General features: G+C 33.5%; 22 protein-coding genes. 5 read left to right on the plus strand and 17 right to left on the minus strand.

Annotated elements, in window-relative coordinates:
• Position 1: 1 nt before the first annotated feature.
• The 10 genes from BUA03_RS08290 to BUA03_RS08335 form a co-directional block, all read right to left on the minus strand.
• Positions 2 to 1270: a YaiO family outer membrane beta-barrel protein gene (locus BUA03_RS08290; RefSeq protein ID WP_066081673.1), complete on the minus strand. Its 1269-nt coding sequence runs from the start codon at positions 1268 to 1270 to the stop codon at positions 2 to 4.
• On the minus strand, positions 1267 to 2709 hold the full coding sequence (locus tag BUA03_RS08295; protein ID WP_066081671.1) for a glycosyltransferase family 2 protein: 1443 nt from the start codon (positions 2707 to 2709) through the stop codon (positions 1267 to 1269). The genes BUA03_RS08290 and BUA03_RS08295 overlap by 4 nt, the downstream gene beginning before the upstream one ends.
• Positions 2709 to 3770, minus strand: a complete 1062-nt coding sequence (locus BUA03_RS08300; RefSeq protein WP_139255635.1) for a HEAT repeat domain-containing protein — start codon at positions 3768 to 3770, stop codon at positions 2709 to 2711. Before BUA03_RS08300 ends, BUA03_RS08295 begins: the two co-directional genes overlap by 1 nt.
• Before the next feature lie 335 nt (positions 3771 to 4105).
• The gene (locus BUA03_RS08305) at positions 4106 to 5371 is read right to left on the minus strand and encodes a YaiO family outer membrane beta-barrel protein (protein WP_066081667.1); all 1266 of its coding nucleotides are present in this window, start codon (positions 5369 to 5371) and stop codon (positions 4106 to 4108) included.
• A complete protein-coding gene (locus BUA03_RS08310; RefSeq protein ID WP_066081665.1) occupies positions 5368 to 7758 on the minus strand; it encodes a sulfatase-like hydrolase/transferase in 2391 nt (796 codons plus the stop codon). Before BUA03_RS08310 ends, BUA03_RS08305 begins: the two co-directional genes overlap by 4 nt.
• 11 nt (positions 7759 to 7769) lie before the next feature.
• Positions 7770 to 9200, minus strand: a complete 1431-nt coding sequence (locus BUA03_RS08315) for a glycosyltransferase family 2 protein (RefSeq protein WP_066081663.1) — start codon at positions 9198 to 9200, stop codon at positions 7770 to 7772.
• 2 nt (positions 9201 to 9202) lie between these two features.
• Positions 9203 to 10306, minus strand: a complete 1104-nt coding sequence (locus tag BUA03_RS08320) for a HEAT repeat domain-containing protein (protein WP_066081660.1) — start codon at positions 10304 to 10306, stop codon at positions 9203 to 9205.
• Between the two features lie 31 nt (positions 10307 to 10337).
• Positions 10338 to 10706 (minus strand): response regulator transcription factor, encoded by a 369-nt coding sequence (locus tag BUA03_RS08325; protein ID WP_066081658.1) that lies wholly within the window; start codon positions 10704 to 10706, stop codon positions 10338 to 10340.
• A gap of 751 nt (positions 10707 to 11457) precedes the next feature.
• Positions 11458 to 12222, minus strand: a complete 765-nt coding sequence (locus BUA03_RS08330) for a TIGR02757 family protein (protein ID WP_066081654.1) — start codon at positions 12220 to 12222, stop codon at positions 11458 to 11460.
• Positions 12223 to 12409: 187 nt separating this feature from the next.
• Positions 12410 to 13072 (minus strand): ABC transporter ATP-binding protein, encoded by a 663-nt coding sequence (locus BUA03_RS08335; RefSeq protein WP_066081652.1) that lies wholly within the window; start codon positions 13070 to 13072, stop codon positions 12410 to 12412.
• 246 nt (positions 13073 to 13318) lie between these two features.
• Here BUA03_RS08335 and msrA point away from each other — a divergent pair, with 246 nt between their 5' ends.
• The gene (gene msrA, locus BUA03_RS08340; RefSeq protein ID WP_066081836.1) at positions 13319 to 13867 is read left to right on the plus strand and encodes a peptide-methionine (S)-S-oxide reductase MsrA; all 549 of its coding nucleotides are present in this window, start codon (positions 13319 to 13321) and stop codon (positions 13865 to 13867) included.
• 46 nt (positions 13868 to 13913) lie between these two features.
• Entirely contained in the window at positions 13914 to 14213 is a 300-nt protein-coding gene (locus tag BUA03_RS08345; protein WP_066081650.1) for a hypothetical protein, read from the plus strand.
• A 16-nt stretch (positions 14214 to 14229) separates the two neighbouring features.
• On the opposite strand, the gene BUA03_RS08350 is transcribed toward BUA03_RS08345, so the two are convergent.
• The 5 genes from BUA03_RS08350 to BUA03_RS08370 all read right to left on the minus strand — a co-directional run bounded on the left by BUA03_RS08350 (position 14230) and on the right by BUA03_RS08370 (position 18522).
• Positions 14230 to 14532 (minus strand): DUF6787 family protein, encoded by a 303-nt coding sequence (locus BUA03_RS08350; RefSeq protein ID WP_066081648.1) that lies wholly within the window; start codon positions 14530 to 14532, stop codon positions 14230 to 14232.
• Between the two features lie 140 nt (positions 14533 to 14672).
• Positions 14673 to 15107 (minus strand): DUF6146 family protein, encoded by a 435-nt coding sequence (locus BUA03_RS08355; protein ID WP_066081646.1) that lies wholly within the window; start codon positions 15105 to 15107, stop codon positions 14673 to 14675.
• Between the two features lie 116 nt (positions 15108 to 15223).
• Positions 15224 to 16174: a D-2-hydroxyacid dehydrogenase gene (locus tag BUA03_RS08360; RefSeq protein WP_066081644.1), complete on the minus strand. Its 951-nt coding sequence runs from the start codon at positions 16172 to 16174 to the stop codon at positions 15224 to 15226.
• Positions 16175 to 16299: 125 nt separating this feature from the next.
• The gene (gene serC, locus BUA03_RS08365; protein WP_066081642.1) at positions 16300 to 17370 is read right to left on the minus strand and encodes a 3-phosphoserine/phosphohydroxythreonine transaminase; all 1071 of its coding nucleotides are present in this window, start codon (positions 17368 to 17370) and stop codon (positions 16300 to 16302) included.
• Between the two features lie 93 nt (positions 17371 to 17463).
• Positions 17464 to 18522 (minus strand): acyl-CoA reductase, encoded by a 1059-nt coding sequence (locus tag BUA03_RS08370; protein ID WP_066081640.1) that lies wholly within the window; start codon positions 18520 to 18522, stop codon positions 17464 to 17466.
• 134 nt (positions 18523 to 18656) lie between these two features.
• Here BUA03_RS08370 and BUA03_RS08375 point away from each other — a divergent pair, with 134 nt between their 5' ends.
• Positions 18657 to 19007: a 4Fe-4S dicluster domain-containing protein gene (locus tag BUA03_RS08375; RefSeq protein ID WP_066081638.1), complete on the plus strand. Its 351-nt coding sequence runs from the start codon at positions 18657 to 18659 to the stop codon at positions 19005 to 19007.
• A 56-nt stretch (positions 19008 to 19063) separates the two neighbouring features.
• Here the strand turns inward: BUA03_RS08375 and BUA03_RS08380 are convergent, their stop codons facing one another.
• Positions 19064 to 19804, minus strand: a complete 741-nt coding sequence (locus tag BUA03_RS08380) for a class I SAM-dependent DNA methyltransferase (protein WP_066081636.1) — start codon at positions 19802 to 19804, stop codon at positions 19064 to 19066.
• Between the two features lie 97 nt (positions 19805 to 19901).
• Positions 19902 to 22607 carry a TonB-dependent receptor gene (locus BUA03_RS08385; RefSeq protein WP_066081634.1) on the minus strand — a complete coding sequence of 902 codons (2706 nt, stop codon included), beginning with the start codon at positions 22605 to 22607 and terminating at the stop codon, positions 19902 to 19904.
• Positions 22608 to 22910: 303 nt separating this feature from the next.
• On the opposite strand from BUA03_RS08385, the gene ychF reads away from it, so the two are divergent.
• Together ychF and BUA03_RS08395 are read left to right on the plus strand one after the other, a co-directional pair.
• The gene (gene ychF, locus BUA03_RS08390) at positions 22911 to 24005 is read left to right on the plus strand and encodes a redox-regulated ATPase YchF (RefSeq protein ID WP_066081632.1); all 1095 of its coding nucleotides are present in this window, start codon (positions 22911 to 22913) and stop codon (positions 24003 to 24005) included.
• A 337-nt stretch (positions 24006 to 24342) separates the two neighbouring features.
• On the plus strand, positions 24343 to 24864 hold the full coding sequence (locus BUA03_RS08395) for an NADPH-dependent FMN reductase (protein ID WP_066081630.1): 522 nt from the start codon (positions 24343 to 24345) through the stop codon (positions 24862 to 24864).
• Positions 24865 to 24892 lie beyond the last annotated feature (28 nt).

Genomic DNA, 24892 nt, shown 5'->3' on the forward strand with positions numbered 1-24892 from the left:
TTTAGAATTTATATTGCAACATTAGCGATAATTCCAATTCATTTTGGGTTAAGTTTCGAACATATTCCTGCTTGTTGTAAGTAGCTTGAAGGCCCGCTATGTAGTGTTTGTAGAACATTTTGTAATATCCTGCACCCATTCGATATGAATCAAGCGAGATTCTTTCTTTGAAAAGTCCCAGAGTGGTTCTCTCTTCTGGAGAGGAACCATAACCAGAAGTCAAAGTTACATAATCAAACCGAGTTTCAAAGTAATACCTAATGTTTAGACTGACTGTGGGATAGAAATTATTGTTCTCGCTTTGAATAAAAGTTCTCAGATTAATCCAATACGAGCCAATGTATTTTCCCGCCCCAAGAACAACCGTTGTGAAGTCATTATCTTGGGTTTTTAAATAGCGAATGCCCAAATCGCCTTCCCAACCTTTTTTAAAATTCTGATAAAAGGAATATCCAAGTCTAAATTTGGGAAAAACAAGATCGTTGCTGTAAGCTGCACCCAAATAGGAGTAGTTGTTTTTGCCAGTAAAAAGATAAGATTCTAATTCATATTGAATGCCATTTGCAATACTTTGTCCAGAGGATAAGCGATCTGCATAATTGATATGACCGGTCAATGATCCCCACTGACGCTCTCTTATATATTGAAAACCTAATAAATGCCATGGGCCATATCCTTTCCTGTCAAAAGTGGTGTAGCTGTAAGTTGAGCCCATTCGGTCTGATTTTAACTTTGACTCCATTTGAAAAATAAGTTGCCTTACAGCATCGTCATTTGGGTTTTTTAATTGTAATTTTTTTAAATATTCATACTCTCTTTTTTGCTCTTTTTGCAATTGTAAGACCGTTAATTTTTTTTGTTCAAAATTTTTACTTTCTGGATGTAATTCGATTGCTTTGTCAATGATACTTTCAGCTTCTTTGTAATTTTTAGTTTCCAATTCAAGGTTTATTAAATAATTTAAGGCGTCATCATTGGCTGGACTTTTGCCAATGTAATATTTATAATAAAACCGCGCGCTGTCATTCTTTTTTACTAAATCATAATTACGTCCCAGAAGCAAATAATAATCTACATAAGTAGGAGCAATTTTTATTCCTAACAATGCTCTTTGGATGTTTTTTTCATAATTCTTAGTTGTTTGCATGTCCTTTACAATGACCGTGAGCAAACTATCCGAATCAATTTTTTGTGCGGATAAATTTTGGTGGGACATAAATACTAAAATTAGTATGAAGCTGGCGGTTCTTAGAATTTTGTTTGGGATCATGATGTTACTTTTTGGGTGGTTACAAATCCTTTTCGAACCATGACGCCCCACTTTTGTTCTGTTTGTCTGATAAACAACCAATATCCCTTCAATGAGGCATATACATTTAATGGATGGTAAACAAAGGGCTCTATTATAGCCATAAAAATGAAGATTGCTAATTCTTTATAATTGGCATAACTTTTATACAATAAGTCGTCTATAAAAATAGAAATCAGCGTAATCAATAAATAAAAAAGATAGACAAACAACGCTACTGAAACAAGATATTCAACATTTACTGAATTGTTTAAAAAACCAATAAGTAGCGCAATAATTCCCAGAAATTCTATGATAGGAACTAAGAGTTCGAACACAAAAAAGAAGGGCAAAATTAAAAAAGCTGTTTTTCCATATTTGGGATTTAAAAACATTTTTCGGTGCAAGTACAGGGTTTGTATCAGTCCTCTTGCCCAGCGAGTCCGTTGTCTGAGTAGTACTTTTCTAGTCTCAGGAACTTCGGTCCAACACAAGGATTCTGGAATGTATTTGATTAAAAAAGGTTCTTTTTTTTCATGCATGTGTTTTCGCATCCGGGTGATAAGTTCCATATCTTCTCCTAATGATTTATGCCAGTAACCGCCAACTTTTATCGCTATTTCTTTATCGAACATTCCCAGACCACCTGAGACTAATAACAATCCATTGATTTGACTCCAAGCCATCCTCCCAAAAAGGAAGGATCGTACATACTCTAATTCCTGAAATCTAGGATACCAGTCCTTAGGAAAATGTACCTGATGCAAAAAGCCTTCTTTCACCTCGCAAGAATTTGAAATTCTAATTCCAGCACCTGTTGCGATTACCCGTGTTTCATTTTCCATAAAAGGCTTCGCTAATTTTAAGAGGGTATCAGTTTTCAAAATGCAATCTACATCCGTGCATAAAAATAAGGGATATTGCGATGAATTGATTCCTGCATTAGAACCGTCTGCTTTACTTTTTCCGTTCACTTTATCCATCACCATCAACTTTGAATATATGGGGTTGGTCGATTTATAATGTCCTCGAACTGGCATAGTCACGATTCTTTCTTGGTAATAAAAATCAACTTTAACAAGTTCAAATTCGGTTATCAATTTGGTTAAAGTATCATCTGTACTACCATCATTGACAATAATAATTTCGTACTTAGGATAGGTTAATGACAACAAAGACTTTACATTATAGACAATACTGACACCTTCATTAAAAGCAGGTGCTACAACTGAAACTCCCAGTAGGTGATTTGATCGTATTAATATATTTTCCGAAATGTATTTTTGATATCTGAGATGTTTCAGTATCGCAAAATAGGAGAGAATTGATAAGACGATGTAAATTAAAATATAAGTTAGCGAAAAAAGCGAAATGAAAATTTCGTAGTAGTAAATAATTTGATGGGTAAAGTTATTTATCATTAGATATAGATTGCTCTTACATGTTTTGTCATTTTTGAGGTGTCATAATCTTGAGTAGCTAGAACATCTAGCCCTGTTTTATCTATTTCGTTTAAACAGTCAACTGCTTTTAATTTTAGGTCTTTATTGGTTTCATAGCATATTATATTTTCTAGAAAAGAGAGTATACTTTCATCGCCGATTACCTTTAATGTTTCTATTATTTCTATTTTGAGCTCAGGTGTTACTTGGTCAAAAATCCGTACTAAATCCTCTTTGGCTTCAATCAAAAAGAGTTCTCGTATGGCAATAATAGCTTCTTTTTTTATGCTATTGTCCTCTATTTGAATCAATTCAATAATTTCTTTGGCGCTGCTTCTATAATTGTAAAAAACCATTATTTTAAGTCCTAAATTTATAACTGAAGCGTTAGTTGTCTTAAGCCACTGGTCAATGTTTTTAGGAATTGGAATTTTTTTTTCATGCAATATGTCCATAATTTTTATCATATTCAATTGCGAAATTCCTGCTGATAATTCCAGAAAACTTTCCATGTGATTTTCAGACAAGGAGATATAAGCCATGTTAGCATTTGATTGAATTACAATATTGGGGTGTTTCAAATACGTTTTGATTAACGAACGCCCTTTTTTATATTCTAAAGCTTGGTAGTGAAAAAATCCTTCACATTTATAAAAACTTCTAAAATCGCGAATTAATCCTTCAGAATATTTATCAAGATGTAAACCTTGGTAAAAAATTGTGATTTGCTTGGATACCTTTCCCTTCAAACTTCTCTTAAAACGAATCATGTCGTTAATGATCATTTCCTTACACCAGGATTTATGAAGTGGAATCTCTTTTTTAAAAAGAGATAATTTTGTTCTGAATTTTTCACTATTCGGTTTGGAGAGAATCATCTCCGTCAAAAACGTCTCCGCCTTATTGCTTATTGATTCTTTAAGGGGTTTATTGCGCTCATAGCGTATTCTTTTCAACAACAAAATAAGCGCTAGAAATACGGTCAATAGCACCATAAATGGGATTATGTAATTTTCTAGGTATTTGATGAATAAGGCCATGATTAGCAGTGTTTTATAAGTTAATATTACATATAAAATAAAGCTAAAAAAAATATTTTCGACGTATAACATTTAAATCCTTCAAAAGACATGTTCTAAAAAAAGACCGGAATAGATTAAATAAGATGTAGTTTTTTGGAATTCATTTTAACAAATCCCGATACTTTTGAAAGGAACTAAGTAGTTTAGTTTTTTTGTAGTTAAGTGGGAAACGGTACATTTTTTTTAAACATTAACTCCAAATTATGTTTTAATAAGCAACAAAAATTCTTCTTTCATGGAGTGAAAGAAGAATTTTACAAGATTAAAATTGTACTGAAAAAGCGTTGTCTCTTTTATTTGAACTTTAAATTCCATGAAACGGTTAGCGAATAAATCCAAAAATAATTGCCAGGGTCAAAAGCTATTTCTTGATGTGCTATGTCAAATTGTGCACCCCAAGCTTCTTTGTTTTTATCAGTGGTAAAAAAGTAGCCCGCATTAAAGCGCTGTGTTTTTAGGTTAATAATGGCGGCATCGTTAGCATCAAATATAAATTGATTGGCTTCAGGAGACACTCCCATACTGAATAAAAAACTCAAATAGTTTTCGGCATTGCTGCGGTATTTTCTATAATTCAAAGCTGCTGATGTACTGGTCCCTCCATCACCTGGAGTAAAATTAGGGCGCAAAGACCAAAAACTGTTTCCCGTGTACCAGCCAATAGAACCGGTGTAAATTGTAGTTGTTGCACTGTATTTTAAAGTTCTAAAACCAGCCGAAACTTCTAAACTATGGGGCAGGGATTTGTATAGTTCCCCACCATATCTTAAATCGGGAAAAAGGAAGGTATTGGCAAAACCTACATTTACGTATGCATATAGGCCTTTTGCAATTTTAGGATATAAATCAAATTCTATTTGAGAACCATTCTCATTAAAACGGCGGTTGAAATTATATTTTCCAATAATGCTGCCATATTTTGTTTGCTTAGCATAACTCAATGTATAATATTGCATTGGGTCAAAGGTTTTTGAGTAAAGATCTACCGCAGCTCGCAAGCCTATATCGTTAGTTCGCAGGGTGCTGTTTAAATCGCTCAGAAACTCTTTTGATTTTTTATCATCCGGATTTTGCGCAATATACGTTTTAACAGTATTTCGAGCCTCTACCGCGTTGTTTGTATTAGTAAGAGCAGTTGCCTTCAATAAAACAATTTCTAAATCATTTGGAAATATTTTTAGCGCCTTATTAGCCATTTCTAGCGCTTCATAGTATGAATCACTCCATGATTCGTTTTTAATTGCTGCAATCCAAGTGTCTTTGTGCTGTAAATCTTTCTCTAAAATACTCGCAAATACTTTTCTTGCTTTTTTATAGTCTCCATCCCAAGAATAAGTTGTTCCCAAAAATAAACGAATATCATGATAATCAGGATATTTAGTCAAGATATGTAGTAAGGTATCTTGCGCTTGTTTTCGTTGCTGGTTGAACGCTAAGTTGCGCGCTGTTTCAAAGGAAGTATCGGGGTTTCCATTATAGGCTTTTTGTTGTCCTTGCATTTGTAAGAAGCCCAACAACGCCATTAAAAAAGTCAGTTTTATAATTATTTTTGGAATCATTTTTTTAGGGATTTTTTAAAATTGGAGTATTCTTTATTTTCAGGACTTCTTGCGGTAAGACTGTCAATAGTCTTGTTTGATTCTTTAAAATTATTCATTCTTTTATAAGCTTGTGCCAATTTATAGCCTAATTCGGGATCGTTTATTTGATTGCCTAATGCTTTTTTACCAATGTCAATTGCTTTTTTATCTTGTCCAGACCACCAGTAGACATCCATTAGTGCTAAGTAGGAATCACCATAATAAGGCGTTCTGCGTATAACTTCTTGTAATTCTATTTCAGCATTTTTATAATCGCCATCCCAAGCTAAGGTTCGGCCTTTTAGCGTTCGCACGTCTCCATAATTGGGAAGTTCATTCAAAATATAATTGCATAATAGTCGTGCTTTTTCACGTTCTTTTTTGAAAGCTAAATCTCGAGCCAAAAAGAATATATGGTCAGGATCCAATCCTTTAGTTAGTTTTTTAATGATCGATAGCTCCTCTGTTGTAAATTCATACGTTGGTTTCTTAAAGCTGGAAGCAATTTTGGTAATTTTGTTCTTTTTTGTTAAGTATGAATTTAGTTTTTTAAAATCATTAAATGAACTGCTTACTTTTTCGGTCATATCGTTATCTGTTTCGCTAACATTGAAATTTTCATCAATTTTAAACAACGCTCCATCAGAATAAAAATAGTCTTTATAAATATAATCACTAATACTTCCTTTGTATCGCATCAACGCAATGTTGTGGATATTTCTAAATTCTCTTACAGTGTCTAGTCCTGTACTGATCCAAGTCGTTTTTTCCGGTTTATTGAATTTGTAATTGTTCGTTAGAAAAGAGACTAAACTTGGTGTAACATCAGAATGAGAAGAAATGGATTTAAATTTTGCTGTTTTCTTCAGCATGGGACTGTACATGTAAAACGGAACGTGAAAACGAGATAAATTATCTTTTTGAGGAACGGGAATTAAGCGGTGATCTCCAGTTATTATGAAAATGGTATTTGCATAATCCGGTCTTTTAGCATACGTTTCCATGAAGGTTTTGATGGAACTATCCGTGTAAAGAAGACATGCAAAAATGTCTTTGTATTCCTTTAGTTTATTTTTTTCAAAATAGGATTTGGTTTTTAGAATGCGTTCGACTTTTTCCAAATATACTTTTTTTGATGGGAAATCAAAAGGTTCGTGATTGGTTAGCGTCATTATAATATCCAATCTAGGTTGTTTGTTGTCTTTTAATTCGGATAGTGTTTTGCGGTATATTTCAGCATCTGGATATCCCCAAGAAAAGCCACCCGAATTTGCTTTAGTCTTAATATATCCTGGGCCAAATTTATTGATGTCTATAATTTTATCGATACCATTGTATTCTAAAAAAGCACTTTTTCTATCAAATGTAGATTCATCGCCACAATAATAACTAGTAGCATATCCATTTGATTTTAGAAAACTGATTAGCGAATTGTGTTTCGGTAACGGATTTAATTCCATGAAACCATTTTCTCCAAACGGCAAGGAGCCCATCAATGAAGGTAGCGCGCCAAAGGTACGTCCTGCATTACTTACAAAATTTTCCCAATAAAGTGATTTCTCTGTCAAAGAATCGAGGTAAGGCGTGAAGCCTTTATAATCGCCCTCATCAGTAAAATCGCTGCCGAGTCCTTCCACAATGATGAATACAATATTCGGATTGTCCTTACTAATAGTAAAAAAGGGAGCCAATACATCTTTAGTGTTTTCTGAGGCTTGTTCTAATGGAAATTCTTTATTAAAAGTCATGCTTCCTTCATTTGCAAAAGCTTGATCATTTTTAGCTCTTATAATGTCACTCAATAAGAAATTTAGTTTATTCTTGGTAACAGGTTTCTGGTTGCTAGCGACTAAAAAATTCAAACTGCCAAATAATAAAACGACTACAAGTATAATTTTTGCGTTGGCTTTAGGCCCCTGTTGTTGTAACAATCGGTTTAATCCTAAATAAACAACAGGAAGAATAATAAACGGCAAAAATAGCAGAAAAGATAGCGATAAAGAGGCAGTAACAGTGGTGTACATATCACTCCAAGAATATCCTAGAAGATCAGCTCCAAGATTGATATGCGTTGTAAGACTATATCCTATTAATCCAAGTTGGATTAAGGCAATGATGGAAAATAGAATTCGGATAACAATTATTCCTAAAGAATTTTTCACATATTTTAATACTGCATAAAGCGGGAAAAATAATAAACCAATAAGTATTCCTGTAAAAAAATCATCCAATAATTTGTACAGGAATAACTGTATTTCGAAATTTTTGAAAATTTCAATCAAGCTTAATAGACAAAATATAAGGATTAATGAAACGGTAGAATAAAGGTATTCCAAACTGTTTTTATAATTAAATTTCATTTTCATTGCGCTATAATTTATGCTTTGGTCATTCCTTTTCGGGTCATCTCTCCCCATTTCTTTTTTTTGTTAAAATAATAATCAAAATTTCCTCGTATTGCGGCATATAAAATGAAAGGATGATTAACAAAAGGTTCTAAAAAAGCAATTTGTAATAAACGAATACCAGTTCCTTTCTTTTTATACTGATGATAAGTTAACTCTTCTGTAATCAATGCTATTAAAGAAAAGAAAACTGTAAATAAATAGGCTAAAATAATCAAAGCAAATGCATAATCCCACCTAATCTTATTAAATACAATGAGAATTCCAAAGTACAGTATGCCAATAAATTCAATCACAGGAGCCATTCTTTCGAAAAAGAACCAATAGGGATAACTCACCAATCCCAGTACCCTGTATTTAGGATTAAATCCAATTTTACGATGTTTTCTTAAGGTCTCGATCGTTCCTCGAGTCCATCTGTTTCTTTGAGAAATAAATATTTTATAGTTGTCAGGAGCTTCTGTCCAACAAAGTGGATCTGGAATATAGGCTACTTTATATATTTTGTTCTGTTCTTCCATGTAAGCTCTCATCCGCACCACAAGTTCCATATCTTCACCAACCGTATTTCGATCATAGCCGCCCACCTTAATCGCAATTTTTTTATCAAATAAACCAAAAGCACCTGAAATAACTAACAAACCATTCAGTCTACTCCATGCCATGCGACCTAACAAAAAAGCGCGAATGTATTCTAAAATTTGCCCTTGTTCGATTAGTTTTTTGGGGAAGTTTACATCGTGTAATTTACCTCCTTTGACCACACATGAATTCGCAATTCTAATTACTCCTCCAGCAGCGATAACTTTTCTATCCGTTGTTTCTAGAAATGGTTTGATCATTATTTGGAGGGAGTCTTCTAATAGGAGACAGTCTACATCTATACAAGCCACATATTCACTGTTACTAATGTTAAGTCCCATGTTTAAAGCATCGGCTTTTCCTCCATTTTCTTTATCAACTATAATTAGTTTTTCAAATGCAGGATTCGTTGATTTGTAAATTCCGTTTCTAAGGGGTTGGGTTGGGATTTGTTCGTTGATGAGGTAATCTACTTGGACTAAATTATATACTTCAATTAATTTCTCTAAGCTATCGTCTTTACTGCCGTCATTTATTATAATTACGTCGTAGTTTACATAGTGATTAGACAATAAAGAACGTACATTTTCAACAATATTTAAACTTTCATTATATGCTGGTGCTATAATTGAAATGGAAGGAGCGCTATCTGAAGACATTATTTCTTTGTAGTTAACATAACTGTTTTTACGCTTGTACTCGACAGTCTCTATTACAGAAATAAACGCAAGAACAAGGTAAGACGCTATAGCACTGCCACTAAAAATAAAAAACAAATAGTGAAATAATTCAATTATATTTTGGATTATAGGGTCTCCCATACTTAATTGTTTTCTATAAAATTAACGATTCTCAAAAAAGAATCGTCAGAGGATTCCCTTTTTAAAGAACAGAATTTTTCTCGATTGATTCTTTTTAAAATTTTCAAGGCTATAATTTTTATTTCAAAAAGGTCATCATAGATATATTTCATTATAAAGGATTCGTCGTCATTTTCGTATAAATTTTCAATCATTTTAAAAACAGCGATCTGCTCTTCTTGACTGCGTTTTTGTAAATCCGTTTTTAAAATTTCTTTAGCTTCCAATACATTTAAATAGCTTAGTACATCAATTGCTTCTAGCCTTACTTTTTTATTAATATGATGTAATAACTGTATGATCTCATTTTTTGCTTCCAATTGATTATAGATCTTGGCTAATTTTAGCGCAAAAATAATCACGGAGTCATTCGAAGATTGCAACCAAGATGTAATATTAGAAATGTTTTGATTTTCTAATTTTTGCAAAATTTCCAGTAGTTGAATTTGATCCCATTCTGAAAGGGGTGTTTCTAATAAATCTAAAAAAGTAAGTCCTTCAAAATAAAATAAATTGACCATATACAATTGCATTTCCTTTCGAACTTCTGGTCTAGGATGATTTAGGTGGATTATTACCGGATTATAAGCTTCCTTTATCTGAAATTGTTTTAATTCTCGAATTCCTTTGGCAATCACATACCATTTTTTATGACTTAATCGAGACAAAGCATAATCGACAAGTTCCGTTTGATAATAAAGATTTTGGATAGACTCGGCAACTTCACCAGAAATTTCATTTTTTAACTTGAGCAAAACTGCAATTAAAATTTTTCTTTTAAAAGGTTCTTTTGCACCGTTTTTTAATAAATCAATAATCGCTTGCTGTTCTGAGCTGATTTCTTCTTCATCATTTCCGGCATACAAATAAGTGATAAGAGCAGCTTCATATTCTTGCTCATAAGCAACAGTGATGCTTTCTTTTTTTCTTAAATGGCCTCTTAAATATTTCAAATAAAGAATGAGTCCAAGAATCAATATTGAAAACAAACCAATTACAATCCAAGTGGCTTGAATGATAGTTGGAGAATCATTAAAATAATCGATTAAAAAGCGGTAGGTATTCATATCGAAACTTACGGGTAATTCATTAGGACTTTTAACTCAATAAGCGTTTTACTCTAAGTACTAGCTCGTTTGGACTCAAAGGTTTACTCATGAAATCAGTAGCGCCTAGATCAAATGCTTTGAGAACAATTTGCTCTTGTCCTGCTGCTGAAAAAACGACTATAGGAGTTAGGAGATTTAATTTATTTCTTACATGGCTGATTACTTCTAATCCGCTTACAAAAGGCATCATAATGTCTGTTAATATTAACTCTGGATTATGTTCTTCTATTAATTCAATTGTTTTCTTACCATTGTCTGCGATAAAAAGAGAATATCCCTCTTTTTCTAATTTGAATTTAAGTAACTTCGAAAGCATCGAATTATCTTCAGCGAGAACAATTTTTTTAGCACCATTCATAGTAGATTAGCTTTGTTTTTTGCGAAAGCAAAAATATTAATTTTCGTTGGATGTTGGTAAAAGCTTGTGGCTTTCTACCATTTGTATTTTGATTTTTATCAAAGTAAATGTTTACCATAGCTTTGACTACTGCCATTTTTGTATTTTATTACCGAGCACTGCAATTAAATTAAAGGAAACACTCTATTTACGTGAAATTATCTATGTTGGTTTTAACGATTTGATTTCTGTAATTTAACACCAAACTTTATAGTAAGCGAATTTGGGTTTTAGTACGAACTGTTTCTTCATTTTATAAATAGTTATACGCTATCCATCATACTGTTATTGTTCGTTTTGTGCATTTTTTAAAGGGCTTCACACAAAATAAATAATATTCAATATAGTGAGATGGCTATTTATTTTCACCAACAGGATTCATAAATAATGGTAGATTATTAAAATGTACTAGAGAAAAAAGGAAAAGAAGTTTTATGCATTTCGTCCTTAGATTATCGGGAAGATCGAACCGATAAATTGCATCTTTCAATCCCATTTGAAAGTGATTTGATTGGGGTTGAAAATGACTATTAAACGCAATACTATTTAGCAGCAAAAGACAAAAGTAGGTTTTCATGTTTTTGTTAAATTTAAGTTGAAATTTGTAAGTACATATATCACAATTACAGTAGTGGGGACTATTGTATCGCAACTATATGGAATAAAGATAGATATAATAGTAATATAAAAACTAAAATATCCCTGTAGAGTACTAAAAACCCTCAAAAACACCCAAACCAAACAAAGCAAAGTCGTATTTAACAGGATCTATACTATCTAATTTTCGAAGTTGCACGTCTAATTCTTTGACAGCTTTTCCATCGTTCTGCTTCCGAGTCAGTATCCCTAATTTTCGTGCCACTTTTCCAGAATGTACATCTAATGGGCAGGACAAGGAAGCCGGTGAAATGCTTCCCCATATCCCTAAATCGACCCCTTTATTATCTTGTCGAATCATCCATCTCAGGTACATGTTAATTCGTTTTGCCGCCGAATTATTAAGTGGATCTGATAGGTGTTTTTGAGTTCGGTATGGATGTGGAATTTCGAAAAATATTTTCTTGAATTCATGGATGCTTTTTTGCATAGAGTGGGCTTCCTGATACTTACTAAAGACTGCCTCTAAGCCACCATGATTTGTATAAATATGTTTTAAACTTCTAATAAAACTGGATAAATCAACTCCATTAAAAGTCCTATGTACAAAAGATTCCAGTTGCGCCAAATCATTTTCGCTGTGTGACAGGACAAAATCATACGGAGCGTTTCCCATTAAATCCATCATGCGATGCGAATTTTTTATGATCATTTTGCGATTTCCCCAAGCAATAGTCGCACTTAAAAAACCAGCAATTTCAATATCTTCTTTTTGTGAAAATAAATGCGGGATTTGTACCGGATCACTTTCTATGAAATCGAGTGTATTGTATTGAAGCACTTTTTCGTCAAGAAAATCTTTAAGTTCTGAGTTTGTCATCATTGGAGCGTCCTTGGTGGCGAAGTAGAAAATTTAATAAGAATGATAGTACCATCAACAAGAGGAAGCGGAAAGAATTAAAAATCTGCTTTAAGGGATACCAAAAGTACCTCTCGTAAATTTTAATTAATGTTCAATAAACTTCATGTTTAAATGAGAGTTGGTGCTGCTAATAAATAGAATATACCTAGTTGCTAATTTGTCCATCTACCATCACTAATTTCCTATCTGCCATATTGGCTAACTCTTCATTGTGAGTAACAATGACAAAAGTTTGTCCTAGTTCATCTCGTAATTTAAAGAACAATTGATGTAAATTTTCCGCAGAAGCGGTATCTAGATTTCCTGAAGGCTCATCAGCAAAAATGATTGCTGGTTTGTTGATTAATGCTCTAGCAACGGCTACGCGCTGCTGTTCTCCTCCAGAAAGCTCATTGGGTTTATGGTTAATTCGATGCGAGAGTCCCAGATAGGCCAGTAATTTTTTGGCTTCGGTTTCGGTTTCCTGTTTGGATTTATTGGCAATAAATGCAGGAATACAAACATTTTCTAGCGCTGTGAATTCCGGTAATAACTGGTGAAATTGGAATATAAAACCTAAATTCAAATTTCTAAACTTGGATAAGGTTTTGTCATTCATGTTGAGGATGTCTTCATTGTTGATGCGCAATTCAATTCCATTTTCAGCTGTTGGTTGGTCCAAAGTACCAAGAATTTGCAAAAGCGTAGTTTTTCCAGCACCAGAAGCGCCAACTATGGAGACTATTTCTCCCTGTTTAATGTGTAAATCTACTCCTTTTAAAACATGAAGTTGATCGTAATATTTATGTAAATTTTTGGCTTGTATCATTTTGAAACTATTTTCACAAAGAAACAAAGATTTTAATGATTATTAAATGCAACGCCTATTATTTTTGGCTTGACAAAGTATAAACTTTAGTTAATAGGCTCTATTTGTTGCTATTTTTTAAATAAATTTGATTTTAATTGACATATTATGAAAAAAGTAATTGGGTTTTTTTTGGCACTATTGCCTTTTTCATTTTATGCAAAAGAAAAGGATATAATGGTGCCAAAAAGTATAGAGACAAAAAATATGGAAATACAAAACGGAAAAGAAGTAGCTACTTTCGCAGGAGGCTGTTTCTGGTGTACAGAAGCAGTTTTTTTAGAATTAGATGGGGTAAGTAAGGTGGTTTCGGGGTATATTGGTGGGCATACGGTGAACCCTAAGTATAGCGCAGTTTGTGATGGGGTTACAGGCCATGCAGAAGCGATAGAAATTACATTTGACCCATCCAAAATAGGATTTGGTGAATTAGTAGAAATATTCTTTGCTACACATGATCCTACAACATTAAACCGTCAAGGAAATGATGTTGGAACACAATATAGAAGTGAGATATTTTACCACAATCCAACTCAGAAACAAGTATCCGAGGATTATATTACTTTGATGATAACTGAGAAAACGTTTGAAAAACCAATTGTGACTAAAATTTCGGAAGCAACAATCTTTTATGTCGCTGAGGATTACCATCAAAATTATTACAATTTGAATAAAACACAAGGATATTGCAGTTTCGTGATTACGCCTAAAGTTGATAAATTGAAAAAAATATACCAAGATAAACTTAAAAATTAATTGGCATTAGATTTGTACGTGTTTTGGAAATGATAATCTTAATACTATGACAGAACAAGTTTCTATTACCACAACTGCTAACAAAACTAGAAACCTCATTTTAGGAATTGTATTTGATGGCATTGGAATGCTCTCGTTTACTGTTCCTCTAATTGGTGAGTTTTCAGATGTAATATGGGCTCCATTAGCAGGTTTTTTAATGACTTGGATGTATAAAGGAACGATTGGGAAGGTAGGAGGAGTGGTTACTTTTTTAGAAGAAATTTTACCGTTCTCGGATTTTATTCCAACATTTACCTTAACCTGGATTTATAATTATGTAATTAAAAACAAAGATGCCTCGTAATTCGAGGCATCTTTTGTTAGTCGTTAAAAAGAAATCCTAGTCCCAAGCGTTTAAGCATTTTTTTTTCGAAAGCCCAAAAGAATTTAAACTGGCCAAACAAAAAGCCAATTAGCACTAAAAGCACTTGGTAGATTGGAAATATTAAAAGTAGTCTTACTGGTGTAAACCAATAGCCTAAATCTTCTTTCGTAATTCCAAGCCAAAAGCAAAAAGGTGTTGAGAGCCATGCCGAGGCAGATCCAGTTATCGCAAAAACAATAAATATAATAGTAAGTTGGAAATTAGTTTCAATGCCCCAACGTTTTTTTAGTTTGTTCATTTTTATTTATAATCAGTACAAAGGTAGTGATACTGTTTGTTATTAGGTACTAGCGCATTAAAAATTGGACGATAGAAGTTCTGAAATGGCCTTTGACCAGAAAATGAAAGAATAAATTTCAAAAACAAAAAATCTCAATCTTATCTGATGGGTACAAAACCAAAAAGTATTTGATTGTACGTATTCTGAAAATAAATCATATAATTATAAATCAAGTAATTCACTTCGTATCCGTAATTAATTGTTGGATCATAATTAATAGTCATTTCATATAAATTAGGATCATACCGTTGCGGTTGCAAAACACGGCTGTTCCATTCCATAACATAAAGCTGATTTTTAGCCGCAAGAAAGGCTTGAGAATGATAACCCCGTTGAAATGCTCTTGAATTGAGCCACATATTAAATCCTGGATCAATTATAATTACTTCATATTCAAGTTCGTCATTGGCAATACGGACCGTGTCACCTTGAGCCGCAACCGATTTTTCAGTAGTGGGAAAATTAGACTTCGATGTGTTACAGCTAATAATGAACACTAGAATAATTGCTAAGAAATAAACACTATTTTTCATAATCAAAAATTGAATACTAAAATTACAATATTAAATCATTTGTTAGTAGCGTTTTAACAAAAAAGAGAGGTTGTCTTTTAGGGACAACCTCTCTCGAATATTTAAATAGTGTAGGACTAGCTTAATAAATTAATTATCTGTGATGCTAATTCAGTACCAATTCTATCTTGTGCTTCTCCTGTTGCAGCCCCAATATGTGGAGTCAAAGAGATTTTATGATTCATCAAAATAGCCATTTCTGGAGTGGGTTCGTTTTCAAAAACGTCTAATCCTGCAAATAATACTTTGCCGCTTTCTAATGCCTTTACAAGTGCCACTTCATCAATAACACCACCACGAGCGCAGTTTACAATACCTACACCGTCTTTCATGATTGCTAATGCTGCCTCATTGATAATGTAGCCGTCTTGAGCAGGAACATGTAACGTAATGAAGTCAGCTTCTTTGAATACCGATTCCAATGATTGTGAAACGATGGTAGTTGTGATAGCTTGTCCATCAAAAAATACAACTTTGATGTCAACTTGAGGGATAAAACTATCGGCAGCGATCACCTTCATTCCTAAACCCAATGCCATTTTAGCAGTAGCCTGACCAATGCGGCCAATTCCTACTACTCCAAGAGTTTTTCCTCTTAATTCAACTCCATTTGCATACGCTTTCTTCAAACCTTCAAAGTTTGTATCTCCTTCTAGAGGCATATTTCTATTGGAGTCATGTAAAAAACGAACTCCAGAAAATAAATGTGCAAAAACTAATTCTGCCACTGATTCTGAAGATGAAGCCGGAGTATTGATTACGTGAATTCCTTTACTTTTAGCATAATCCACATCGATATTGTCCATTCCTACACCACCACGTCCTATAATTTTCAATCCTGGGCAAGCGTCAATAATGTCTTTGCGAACTTTGGTAGCGCTACGAACTAAAACGACACTTACATTATTTTCATTAACAAAGTTAGCGACTTGCTCCTGCGCCACTTTTGTTGTTATTACTTCAAATCCACCTTTTTCTAAAGCTAAAATTCCACTTTTAGAAATTCCGTCATTGGCTAATACTTTCATTTATTTTTTATTTAAAAATTGAATCATTTAAAAATTAAAAGATTCAATATGGATTATTATACTGTATAAATTAAATGTTTAAAAATTGCTTTTTCAAATCTTTAAATCTTTAAATCATTTGATTTTTAAATCTTTGTTTCCAATTCTTTCATAACATCAACCAATACTTGAACGCTTTCTAAAGGAAGCGCATTGTACATAGAAGCTCTGTAACCACCTACGGAACGGTGACCTGGTAAACCTGAAATTCCCGCTGCTTTCCACATTGCATCAAATGTTGCCGCATGCGCTTCATCATGCAATAAGAAAGTAGCATTCATATTCGAACGATCTTCCACTGCAGCTGCTCCTTTAAATAATGGATTTCTGTCTATTTCGGTATAAAGTAATGTTGCTTTAGCATTGTTTATTTTCTCAATAGCAGCAATTCCTCCAAGATTTTTTAACCATTGTAAGGTCAATAAAGAGGCATATATAGGGAAAACAGGAGGCGTATTGTACATGCTTTCTGCTTTAATATGTTTGGCATAATCCAACATGCTTGGGATAACGCGACCGTTTTTACCTAGAATTTCTTCTTTAATAACAACTAAGGTCGTTCCTGCTGGACCCATATTTTTTTGTGCTCCAGCATAAATAATATCAAACTTAGAAAAGTCTAATTCTCTAGAAAATATATCAGAACTCATGTCGCACACTAATGGCATATCAACTGAAGGAAATTCCTTCATTTGTGTTCCAAAAATAGTGTTATTACTCGTGCAGTGAAAATAATCAGCATCTGCTGGTACCGTGTATCCTTTTGGAATATGATTGTAGTTTTGCTCTTTCGAAGAAGCTACGGTAACAGTTTCTCCAAAAAGTTGTGCTTCTTTTATTGCTCCTGCAGCCCATGTTCCGGTATCCAGATAAGCCGCTTTTCCGCCTTCTTTCATTAAATTGTAAGGAACCATTAAGAATTCTAAACTTGCTCCGCCAGCAAGAAATAAGGCGCTGTATCCTTTTCCCTCTAGACCCAAAAGTTCAAGTGAAAGTGCTCTAGCCTCATCCATAACGGCTACAAAGTCTTTACTTCTGTGCGAAATTTCTAAAAGCGATAATCCCGAATCATTAAAATTTAATAGTGCTTGTGCTGATTTTTCAAAAACTTCTTGCGGTAAAATACAAGGTCCTGCGCTGTAGTTGTGTTTTTTCATGGTGTAGTTTAAGTCCAAAAAATTAAAGAGCAAATTTCGGGAATAGGAATTTAAAAGGCGTTAATTATTTCGGAATTATTAAACTTATTTTGACTATGTTGTTAACAAAAACGAAATTGTATCGATGTTATCTGCGTAATTCCACAATTTAGGTTTTTGGGTTTGCCCAAAACCAATGCTATTTTCGATGCTGCTGTCACTCACTATACACTGAATATGCTCACTTTCTGATTGCAATCTGGTTTTTAAAGCATCTATGTTATCGTAGGTTTCATAAAATACACTCGAAATAGGGGAGGCGTGGCTTTTATCTTCTTTTAACGTTAAAAAACCATTGTCTAATAATTTAAAATTACTCATTAAAAAGACGGCTTTATTGTAGTCATAATTATTAGCATATTTTTCATAATGAATTACATCCTGATATTCAAAAATAGCTTCAAAAAAAGCAACAAACGAATAGCCCACTGGAACAAATAGTTTAGAAACGTTGCGACATCCTAATCCAAAATACCGAAAGATATCTTCGCCTAGAGCGCTAAGTTCTTCTCCAGTTTCATCACCCGTCAAAACGGCAACAGAGTTTCTGCTTTTGCGAATTATAGAAGGTTTATCTTTAAAGTAATATTCAAAATAGCGGGCTGTATTATTGCTGCCAGTTGCGATAACTGCATCAAAATTTTCAAGTTTTCCCGTTACAAAATTTATACTATTCCCAAGTTCTGGGTCAGCAGCAATCATATATTTTGCTAAAAACGGTAATAAATGTTGGTCATTCGATGACGTTTTCACTACTACATTATTTCCTGTGATTAAAACGGATAAGAAATCGTGAAAACCAACTAGCGGAATGTTTCCAGCCAGAATTAGGGCGATGTTTTTAGATTTTTTATTCTGTAAATCATAATCAGAAAGCCATTGAGTCAAATTTTCTTCCGTTAGGGCTTCTGCCCAAGAGTGTATGGAGAAATAGACGTTGTCCGCAGTGTACCAACCGTTGTGTGACTGGGATAGATTTATCAAGGCGATAAAAGCGTCAAAAAATGTTTCGTTATGCAAAACAGCTGGATTTTTTACCGTGTTATCCTTGGAAAACTGACCTAGAAATTTCCCTAATTCAACAAAAACACTTTTTTTTGTTTCTAATGTCATTATGTTTGCTTATGAATAGTTTAGATTGTAATTTTGCACAAAAATAAGGATAAAGTATTTAGGCATTGTTAAAAAAACTGAAGTTTTAAAAACAAACTACATTCCTAAAAACCGATCCTTTTAAACATAGAACAATGGCAATTATTATAACAGACGAATGTATCAATTGCGGCGCTTGCGAACCCGAGTGCCCAAATACAGCAATATATGAAGGAGCAGACGATTGGAGATATAAGGACGGAACTAAACTTAAAGGAAAAGTCATTTTACCTGATGGTACTGAAATTGACTCTGATGAGGCTCAAACTCCAATTTCTGATGAAGTATACTACATTGTACCTGGAAAATGTACAGAGTGTAAAGGTTTTCATGATGAACCACAATGTGCAGCTGTATGTCCTGTAGATTGTTGTATTCCAGATGACAATCATGTAGAAAGTGAAGAAACGTTATTGAATAGACAATCTTTTTTGCATAATGAATAGCAATATGCTGACAGCATTAAAAAAGGAATCCTGAGTTTTTGCTCAGGATTTTTTGTTTATTTTTTTCTTGCGATAATTACAAACGTGTCAAAGGCATAGGTTTTTCGATCGATTGTTTGTATGATTTCAAATTTATTTAGATACAAAAATAATTGTATTTCATTTAGAGTAAAAACGCGAACGGTAGAAAAATCATCTGCAATTATTTCCTTTTTATTATTTTGAAAAGTATAGTACTGCGCGCTCCATTCCAGTAAAAAAGTTTCTGACGTAGTTGTTCTCCAGTTGCTAGATCGATAGTAGATTAAATCTTCAAATGGGGCCTCATGGAGAATAGCACTATTATCTTTAGTAAATGGAATAAACCTATTGGCATCTATAAAATCAAAAATAAGAATTCCTTCTTTGTTTAGGTTTTTATATATGGATTGAAATGTGTTATGTAGATCTTCATTTGTAATTAAATAGCTGGTTGAGCGTCCTGTAATTAAAATAGTATCTACTGGTTGTTCTAACTTAAAATCCCGCATGTCTCCATGCAAGAAAATCCCTTTTTTGTTTTGCTCTTGCGCAATAGCAAGCATGCTTTCGCTATAATCTAGACCAAAGTAAGTAGTATTAGTAGCTAAAAATCGTTGCGAAAGGTTGCCTGTTCCGCTACCAATTTCTAAAACTGTTTTACATTGATACCCCTGAATCAAATTGTTGTAGAAGTTAAACTCCTTCTCGTAATCTATAAAAGTTTGGTACATGGCATCATAAATTGCCGCCATTTTTCCGTTGTAAAGATTTGCCATGCTGCTTCTTGTTTAACGTAAAATTTTAAAGAAAATATACGAAATAAAAAAGGACTGTCGAATGAGACAGCCCTTTTTTAGTGATTCGATAACCAAATTAGAATTTATAGTTTAAAGATAAATTAAACATAGTTCCCAATTGGCTAAAGTGATATCCATCATAAGTCATTTGAGAATAACGACCATTGAAAGTAACTAAATTAAATTGAGCTCTAGTTTGAGCTGGATCGTTTAAAATAGCTGTACCGGCTGCGTTTTCAGCTTTAAATTTCCATTCAGGTAATACATTTAATAAGTTATTTACATTTAAGGCTAGTGTTAGTTTGTCACTAGCAGCGTAATTAACACCTAAATCAGTAACCATTTTTGTTAAAAATTCTACTTTTAAATCATTTGACATACCAGCATTCTTAAATTTTGTAGGTCCGAATACAGTATTGTTCAAAGTGAATCCAAATTTTCCAAGTTCATATTCTGCACCACCAATAATTTTAAATTGTGGTCTTGAAGTAAACAATAGTGCTTCTTGTGTTTGATCAATTACTGATTGGTTAACTGCTGCTACACTTGCTGGGTTTTTTACAGGTCCATCAATTTCATTTTTTAAAGTATAGTTACCAGATATATTAAAGCCCATTTTTCCAGACCCTACGATTAGATTTTTGTATCCTGTAACAAGATCAATACCCGATGTTCTAGAATCAATACCGTTCACAAAAAATGCTGATGTGTTAGTAGGAGAAAATGTAATAGGGTTTCCTAAAACAATTCTATCTTCAACCTTTATATCGTAATAATCTATTGTAAGATTAAAATTCTTATTTGGTTTCAAACCTATTCCAGCGGTAAAATTAGTAGACTTTTCTGAGTCTAATTTTGGAACACCACTTGCTCTAGCAGCTGATGATACATTATTTATTAAACCTTGCACAACAATACCTTGTCCTGGAACAAATGATGATTGTGATTTTTGAGTATAAATCTGGTGTAAAGATGGAGCTCTAAAACCTGTTGATAAAGAAGCTCTTAATGTAATTTTATCGTCAGAAAATTTATATCTTGTGCTTGCTTTCCATACAGTTGCACTACCGAAATCACTGTAGTCTTCATATCTAACAGTACCATTAACTAAGAAATCTTCTGTTATATCTAATGCAACATCTAAATAAAGACCTAGGTTATATCTGTTAAATTTTCCAGAATTTTCTGGAGTATTACCTTGAAATGAATCGGCTCCACTTCTGTTTCCAATATATGAAGCTAGATCTCCTTCGAAAATTTCAAAATTTTCAGTTCTAAATTCAGATCCAAAACCTAAGCTTAATTGATCACTTAAATTTTTGGAAATATCGATATTCCCTACATAATGATTGAATGAAGTTCCACCTGGTTTGAAAGTAATTGGAGTTGATATACCATATAAAAAGTCCTCTCCTGGATCTTTACTATCATTACCATTAGCATCATTAAATGATCTGTTCTGAGAATTTGAAACTGTATATATTTGAGTATTTCCTCCAGTAGTTAAACTTACATCTGTATTCCAACCATTTTTTGTTGATTTGTAACCGATTGTCGCATTGTAATCATTTAGATCACCTTCGAATGTTGGCACATAACCTTGGTATGATGCAGGAGTCCCATCGCCAAATAATGTTGCTAAATAAGGCATATCAGCTACTGATCTCCAGTATGGAGTTCTGTAATTAGCAAACGAATTTACTTTCTTGTAAACGTATGCTGCATTATAATACATTTGATTGTTTTCATTGTAATCAACCCCACCATTTACTAAAAATTTAGCTGCTGCCGTTTCTGGAGATCCATTTACGTTCCCAGCATCAGGTTTTAAAGCTAAGAAAGCATTCACATCTGCAGGATTAGCACCAAAATCAGCGATTTCGCCATCTGCATTTACTCTTCCAGGTCTATTTGCTAATGCTACTTTTGAAAAGTCAACAGTATAATTGATAAATCCTTTTTCACCAATAGTAGAACCATTATTTAAACTTACACCATACATTTCTCCATCGCCTTCACTAGTTATCCCTGTTCTCAACGTTAAAGATCCTAGAGAAGCGTTCTTTTTTAAAATGATGTTCATTACACCAGCAATGGCATCAGATCCATATTGAGCAGATGCACCATCACGAAGAATTTCAACTCTTTCAATAGCATCAGTAGGAATCGCTGAGATATCCGAACCTGTTTCTCCACGTCCTGGAGAAGTTTGCGTATACACAAGTGAACTCATGTTTTTTCTCTTTCCATTGATAAGGATTAACGTTCTACTTGGTCCCATATTTCTTATTTCATAAGGGTCTAATAATGAAGTTGCATCATTTACTGGAGTTTGAACCGTGTTGAAAGATGGAATTTTGTATTGTAGTGCTTTGTCAAATGAAGCTTGTCCTGTTGATGTCAAGTCTTTTGAAGATAAAACATCTATTGGTAGTGCTGATGTCGTATTACTTCTTGGCGCCGTTCTTGTTCCAGTAACTACAACTTCATCTAAGTTTTGTCCTCCTTCTTCTGACAAAACCACGTTCAGGGTTGCACCAGTGACTGCTTTTTCTAATTTAGAAAAGCCTACATAACTAAAAACCAAAGTAGCTCCTTCTTTTACCTTAATCTTGTAAGCTCCATCCATGTCAGTAGAAACTCCGTTTTGCGTTCCTTTTTCTACAATGTTGACTCCTGGCAATGCATTGCCTGTGTTGTCTTTTACTACCCCCGAGACTTGTTGTTGCGCAAAAACAAACGACACGTTTAACAGGATTAATAATAATGCAAATTTTTTCATAATAAGTTGTATTAAATTTTTTGGTTTGGTTTAAAATCAGTTGCAATATAATTTTTTTTAACATAATTGTAACACATTTTTAAAATTTTTGTAAAAAACATTTCAGACTTTTTTAATGACTAATTTTTAATTATTTAAAATATTTTTAAAATGGTATATTTGCAAACTTTTAGCGCCCATACCTTATCTTAATTTTAATATCGTAGCAGTTATAAAAGCAGCATGTATTCGTACTGAATTCTATCTTTAAAATAGAAAAGGGACGATGCAATATTCCATTAAAAAACAAAATAGTATCTACCGATGAAAGCAGGAATTGTAGGATTACCAAATGTTGGAAAATCAACATTGTTTAATTGTTTGTCAAATGCAAAAGCGCAAAGTGCCAACTTTCCTTTTTGTACAATCGAACCTAATATAGGTGTAGTAAATGTTCCTGATTCCAGAATTGAAAAACTGGAAGAATTGGTTAAACCAGAACGCGTACAAATGGCAACAGTAGATATTGTTGATATTGCAGGTTTAGTTAAAGGAGCCAGCAAAGGCGAAGGCTTAGGAAATCAGTTTCTTGGTAATATTAGAGAATGTAATGCGATTATTCACGTATTGCGTTGTTTTGATAATGATAACATTGTTCACGTTGATGGAAATGTAAATCCCATTCGTGACAAAGAAACTATCGATATTGAGTTGCAATTGAAAGATTTAGAGAATGTTGAAAAACGTTTGGAAAAAGTAAATCGTGCCGCCAAAACAGGAAACAAAGAAGCGCAAACCGAAAAAGCACTTTTAGACCGAATTAGAGAAACGTTGCTGCAAGCAAAATCTGCAAGAACGGTAGCTCCGCAAAACAATGATGAGGAAGTTTTAATGGAATCTTTTCAACTGATTACTGCAAAACCAGTTCTGTACGTTTGTAATGTAGATGAGAATTCAGCAGTAAACGGAAATGCATACGTAGATCAGATTCGAGAACTAGTAAAAGATGAAGATGCCGAAGTGATCATTCTTTCCGTAGGAGCTGAGGCTGATATTACCGAATTAGAAAGTTATGAAGAGCGTCAAGTTTTTCTTGAAGATATGGGATTAACGGAGCCTGGAGCATCCGTTTTGATTCGTGCAGCTTACAAATTATTAAAACAGCAAACCTATTTTACGGCTGGTGTCAAAGAAGTTCGCGCCTGGACGATCAATATTGGAGCAACTGCACCACAAGCAGCTGGGGTTATCCACACGGATTTTGAAAAAGGTTTCATCCGCGCCGAAGTTATTGCTTATGAAGATTTTGTGCATTACGGTTCTGAAGCCAAATGCAAAGAGGCTGGAAAATTCAAAGTAGAAGGAAAAGAATATGTGGTTAAAGATGGTGATGTGATGCATTTCCGTTTTAACGTCTAAGTTATTGCGAGGAACGAAGCAACCTTATTAAATAAATTTGAAAGCCTGCAGAAGAAATTTTGCAGGTTTTTTTTGTACCTAATCCAGCTTTACACTTCAAGATTTTCCCATCAATCTCTTTTTTCTAAGTCATAAAAGGAGCTTCCGTTGGTCGCTCTTTTATGACAAGAAAAAATAAGATTGATTTGAAAAATGCTTTCCGTTTCAATCTGGGGTAAAAGTGATGCAGATAAAAATAAAGACTCGTTTTTACTTATTTATTTTGTAATCTGTGAATCAGTGGCTAATTATTTTATTACTGTTTTATTTTTACTACTTTTAACAAAAACGAACTATCATGAAAATAATCGCCTTTGGCGCAAGCCCTAGTAAGAATTCTATCAATAAGAAATTAGCGACCTACGCGGCTCATTTATTTGAAAATGGGGAAGTTGAAGTTTTGGATTTAAATGATTTCCAAATGCCAATTTATAGCGTGGATATCGAAGAAGAAATAGGACAGCATGCATTGGCGCAAGCGTTTTTAGATAAAATTGCTACTGCTGATATTGTAGTGGTTTCCATGGCAGAGAACAACGGAAATTATTCCGTGGCATTCAAAAATATTTTCGATTGGTGTACTAGAATAAATGCAAAAGTTTTTCAGGAAAAACCCATGCTGCTGATGGCAACATCTCCCGGAGCAAAAGGAGGAGCAAGCGTATTGGGAATCGCTAAAAATGCGTTTCCATTTTATGGTGGAAATATAAAAGAAACATTTTCTTTACCTAGTTTCGATGCTAACTTTGATAGTGTAAACGGCAAGATTTCCAACGCTGAATTGGATAATCAGTTGAAAAAGCTCGTTGACAATTTTTAATTTTTATAATGAAATCCTATAATCCTAA

Source organism: Flavobacterium fryxellicola (genome assembly GCF_900143245.1).
In the GTDB taxonomy this organism is placed as follows: domain Bacteria; phylum Bacteroidota; class Bacteroidia; order Flavobacteriales; family Flavobacteriaceae; genus Flavobacterium; species Flavobacterium fryxellicola.

What these genes read in the sequence shown, in the direction of transcription:
- BUA03_RS08360 (WP_066081644.1), bottom strand. Translation starts at nt 16,174, where the DNA reads ATGAAAGTATTAGCCAATGACGGAATTTCTAAAAGTGGAATTTTAGCT.
- BUA03_RS08295 (WP_066081671.1), bottom strand. Translation starts at nt 2,709, where the DNA reads ATGATAAATAACTTTACCCATCAAATTATTTACTACTACGAAATTTTC.
- BUA03_RS08300 (WP_139255635.1), bottom strand. Translation starts at nt 3,770, where the DNA reads ATGGCCTTATTCATCAAATACCTAGAAAATTACATAATCCCATTTATG.
- BUA03_RS08355 (WP_066081646.1), bottom strand. Translation starts at nt 15,107, where the DNA reads ATGAAAAATAGTGTTTATTTCTTAGCAATTATTCTAGTGTTCATTATT.
- BUA03_RS08325 (WP_066081658.1), bottom strand. Translation starts at nt 10,706, where the DNA reads ATGAATGGTGCTAAAAAAATTGTTCTCGCTGAAGATAATTCGATGCTT.
- BUA03_RS08370 (WP_066081640.1), bottom strand. Translation starts at nt 18,522, where the DNA reads ATGACATTAGAAACAAAAAAAAGTGTTTTTGTTGAATTAGGGAAATTT.
- BUA03_RS08290 (WP_066081673.1), bottom strand. Translation starts at nt 1,270, where the DNA reads ATGATCCCAAACAAAATTCTAAGAACCGCCAGCTTCATACTAATTTTA.
- serC (WP_066081642.1), bottom strand. Translation starts at nt 17,370, where the DNA reads ATGAAAAAACACAACTACAGCGCAGGACCTTGTATTTTACCGCAAGAA.
- BUA03_RS08345 (WP_066081650.1), top strand. Translation starts at nt 13,914, where the DNA reads ATGACAGAACAAGTTTCTATTACCACAACTGCTAACAAAACTAGAAAC.
- ychF (WP_066081632.1), top strand. Translation starts at nt 22,911, where the DNA reads ATGAAAGCAGGAATTGTAGGATTACCAAATGTTGGAAAATCAACATTG.
- BUA03_RS08385 (WP_066081634.1), bottom strand. Translation starts at nt 22,607, where the DNA reads ATGAAAAAATTTGCATTATTATTAATCCTGTTAAACGTGTCGTTTGTT.
- BUA03_RS08375 (WP_066081638.1), top strand. Translation starts at nt 18,657, where the DNA reads ATGGCAATTATTATAACAGACGAATGTATCAATTGCGGCGCTTGCGAA.
- BUA03_RS08380 (WP_066081636.1), bottom strand. Translation starts at nt 19,804, where the DNA reads ATGGCAAATCTTTACAACGGAAAAATGGCGGCAATTTATGATGCCATG.
- BUA03_RS08350 (WP_066081648.1), bottom strand. Translation starts at nt 14,532, where the DNA reads ATGAACAAACTAAAAAAACGTTGGGGCATTGAAACTAATTTCCAACTT.
- BUA03_RS08335 (WP_066081652.1), bottom strand. Translation starts at nt 13,072, where the DNA reads ATGATACAAGCCAAAAATTTACATAAATATTACGATCAACTTCATGTT.
- msrA (WP_066081836.1), top strand. Translation starts at nt 13,319, where the DNA reads ATGGAAATACAAAACGGAAAAGAAGTAGCTACTTTCGCAGGAGGCTGT.
- BUA03_RS08320 (WP_066081660.1), bottom strand. Translation starts at nt 10,306, where the DNA reads ATGAATACCTACCGCTTTTTAATCGATTATTTTAATGATTCTCCAACT.
- BUA03_RS08395 (WP_066081630.1), top strand. Translation starts at nt 24,343, where the DNA reads ATGAAAATAATCGCCTTTGGCGCAAGCCCTAGTAAGAATTCTATCAAT.
- BUA03_RS08305 (WP_066081667.1), bottom strand. Translation starts at nt 5,371, where the DNA reads ATGATTCCAAAAATAATTATAAAACTGACTTTTTTAATGGCGTTGTTG.
- BUA03_RS08315 (WP_066081663.1), bottom strand. Translation starts at nt 9,200, where the DNA reads ATGGGAGACCCTATAATCCAAAATATAATTGAATTATTTCACTATTTG.
- BUA03_RS08310 (WP_066081665.1), bottom strand. Translation starts at nt 7,758, where the DNA reads ATGAAAATGAAATTTAATTATAAAAACAGTTTGGAATACCTTTATTCT.
- BUA03_RS08330 (WP_066081654.1), bottom strand. Translation starts at nt 12,222, where the DNA reads ATGACAAACTCAGAACTTAAAGATTTTCTTGACGAAAAAGTGCTTCAA.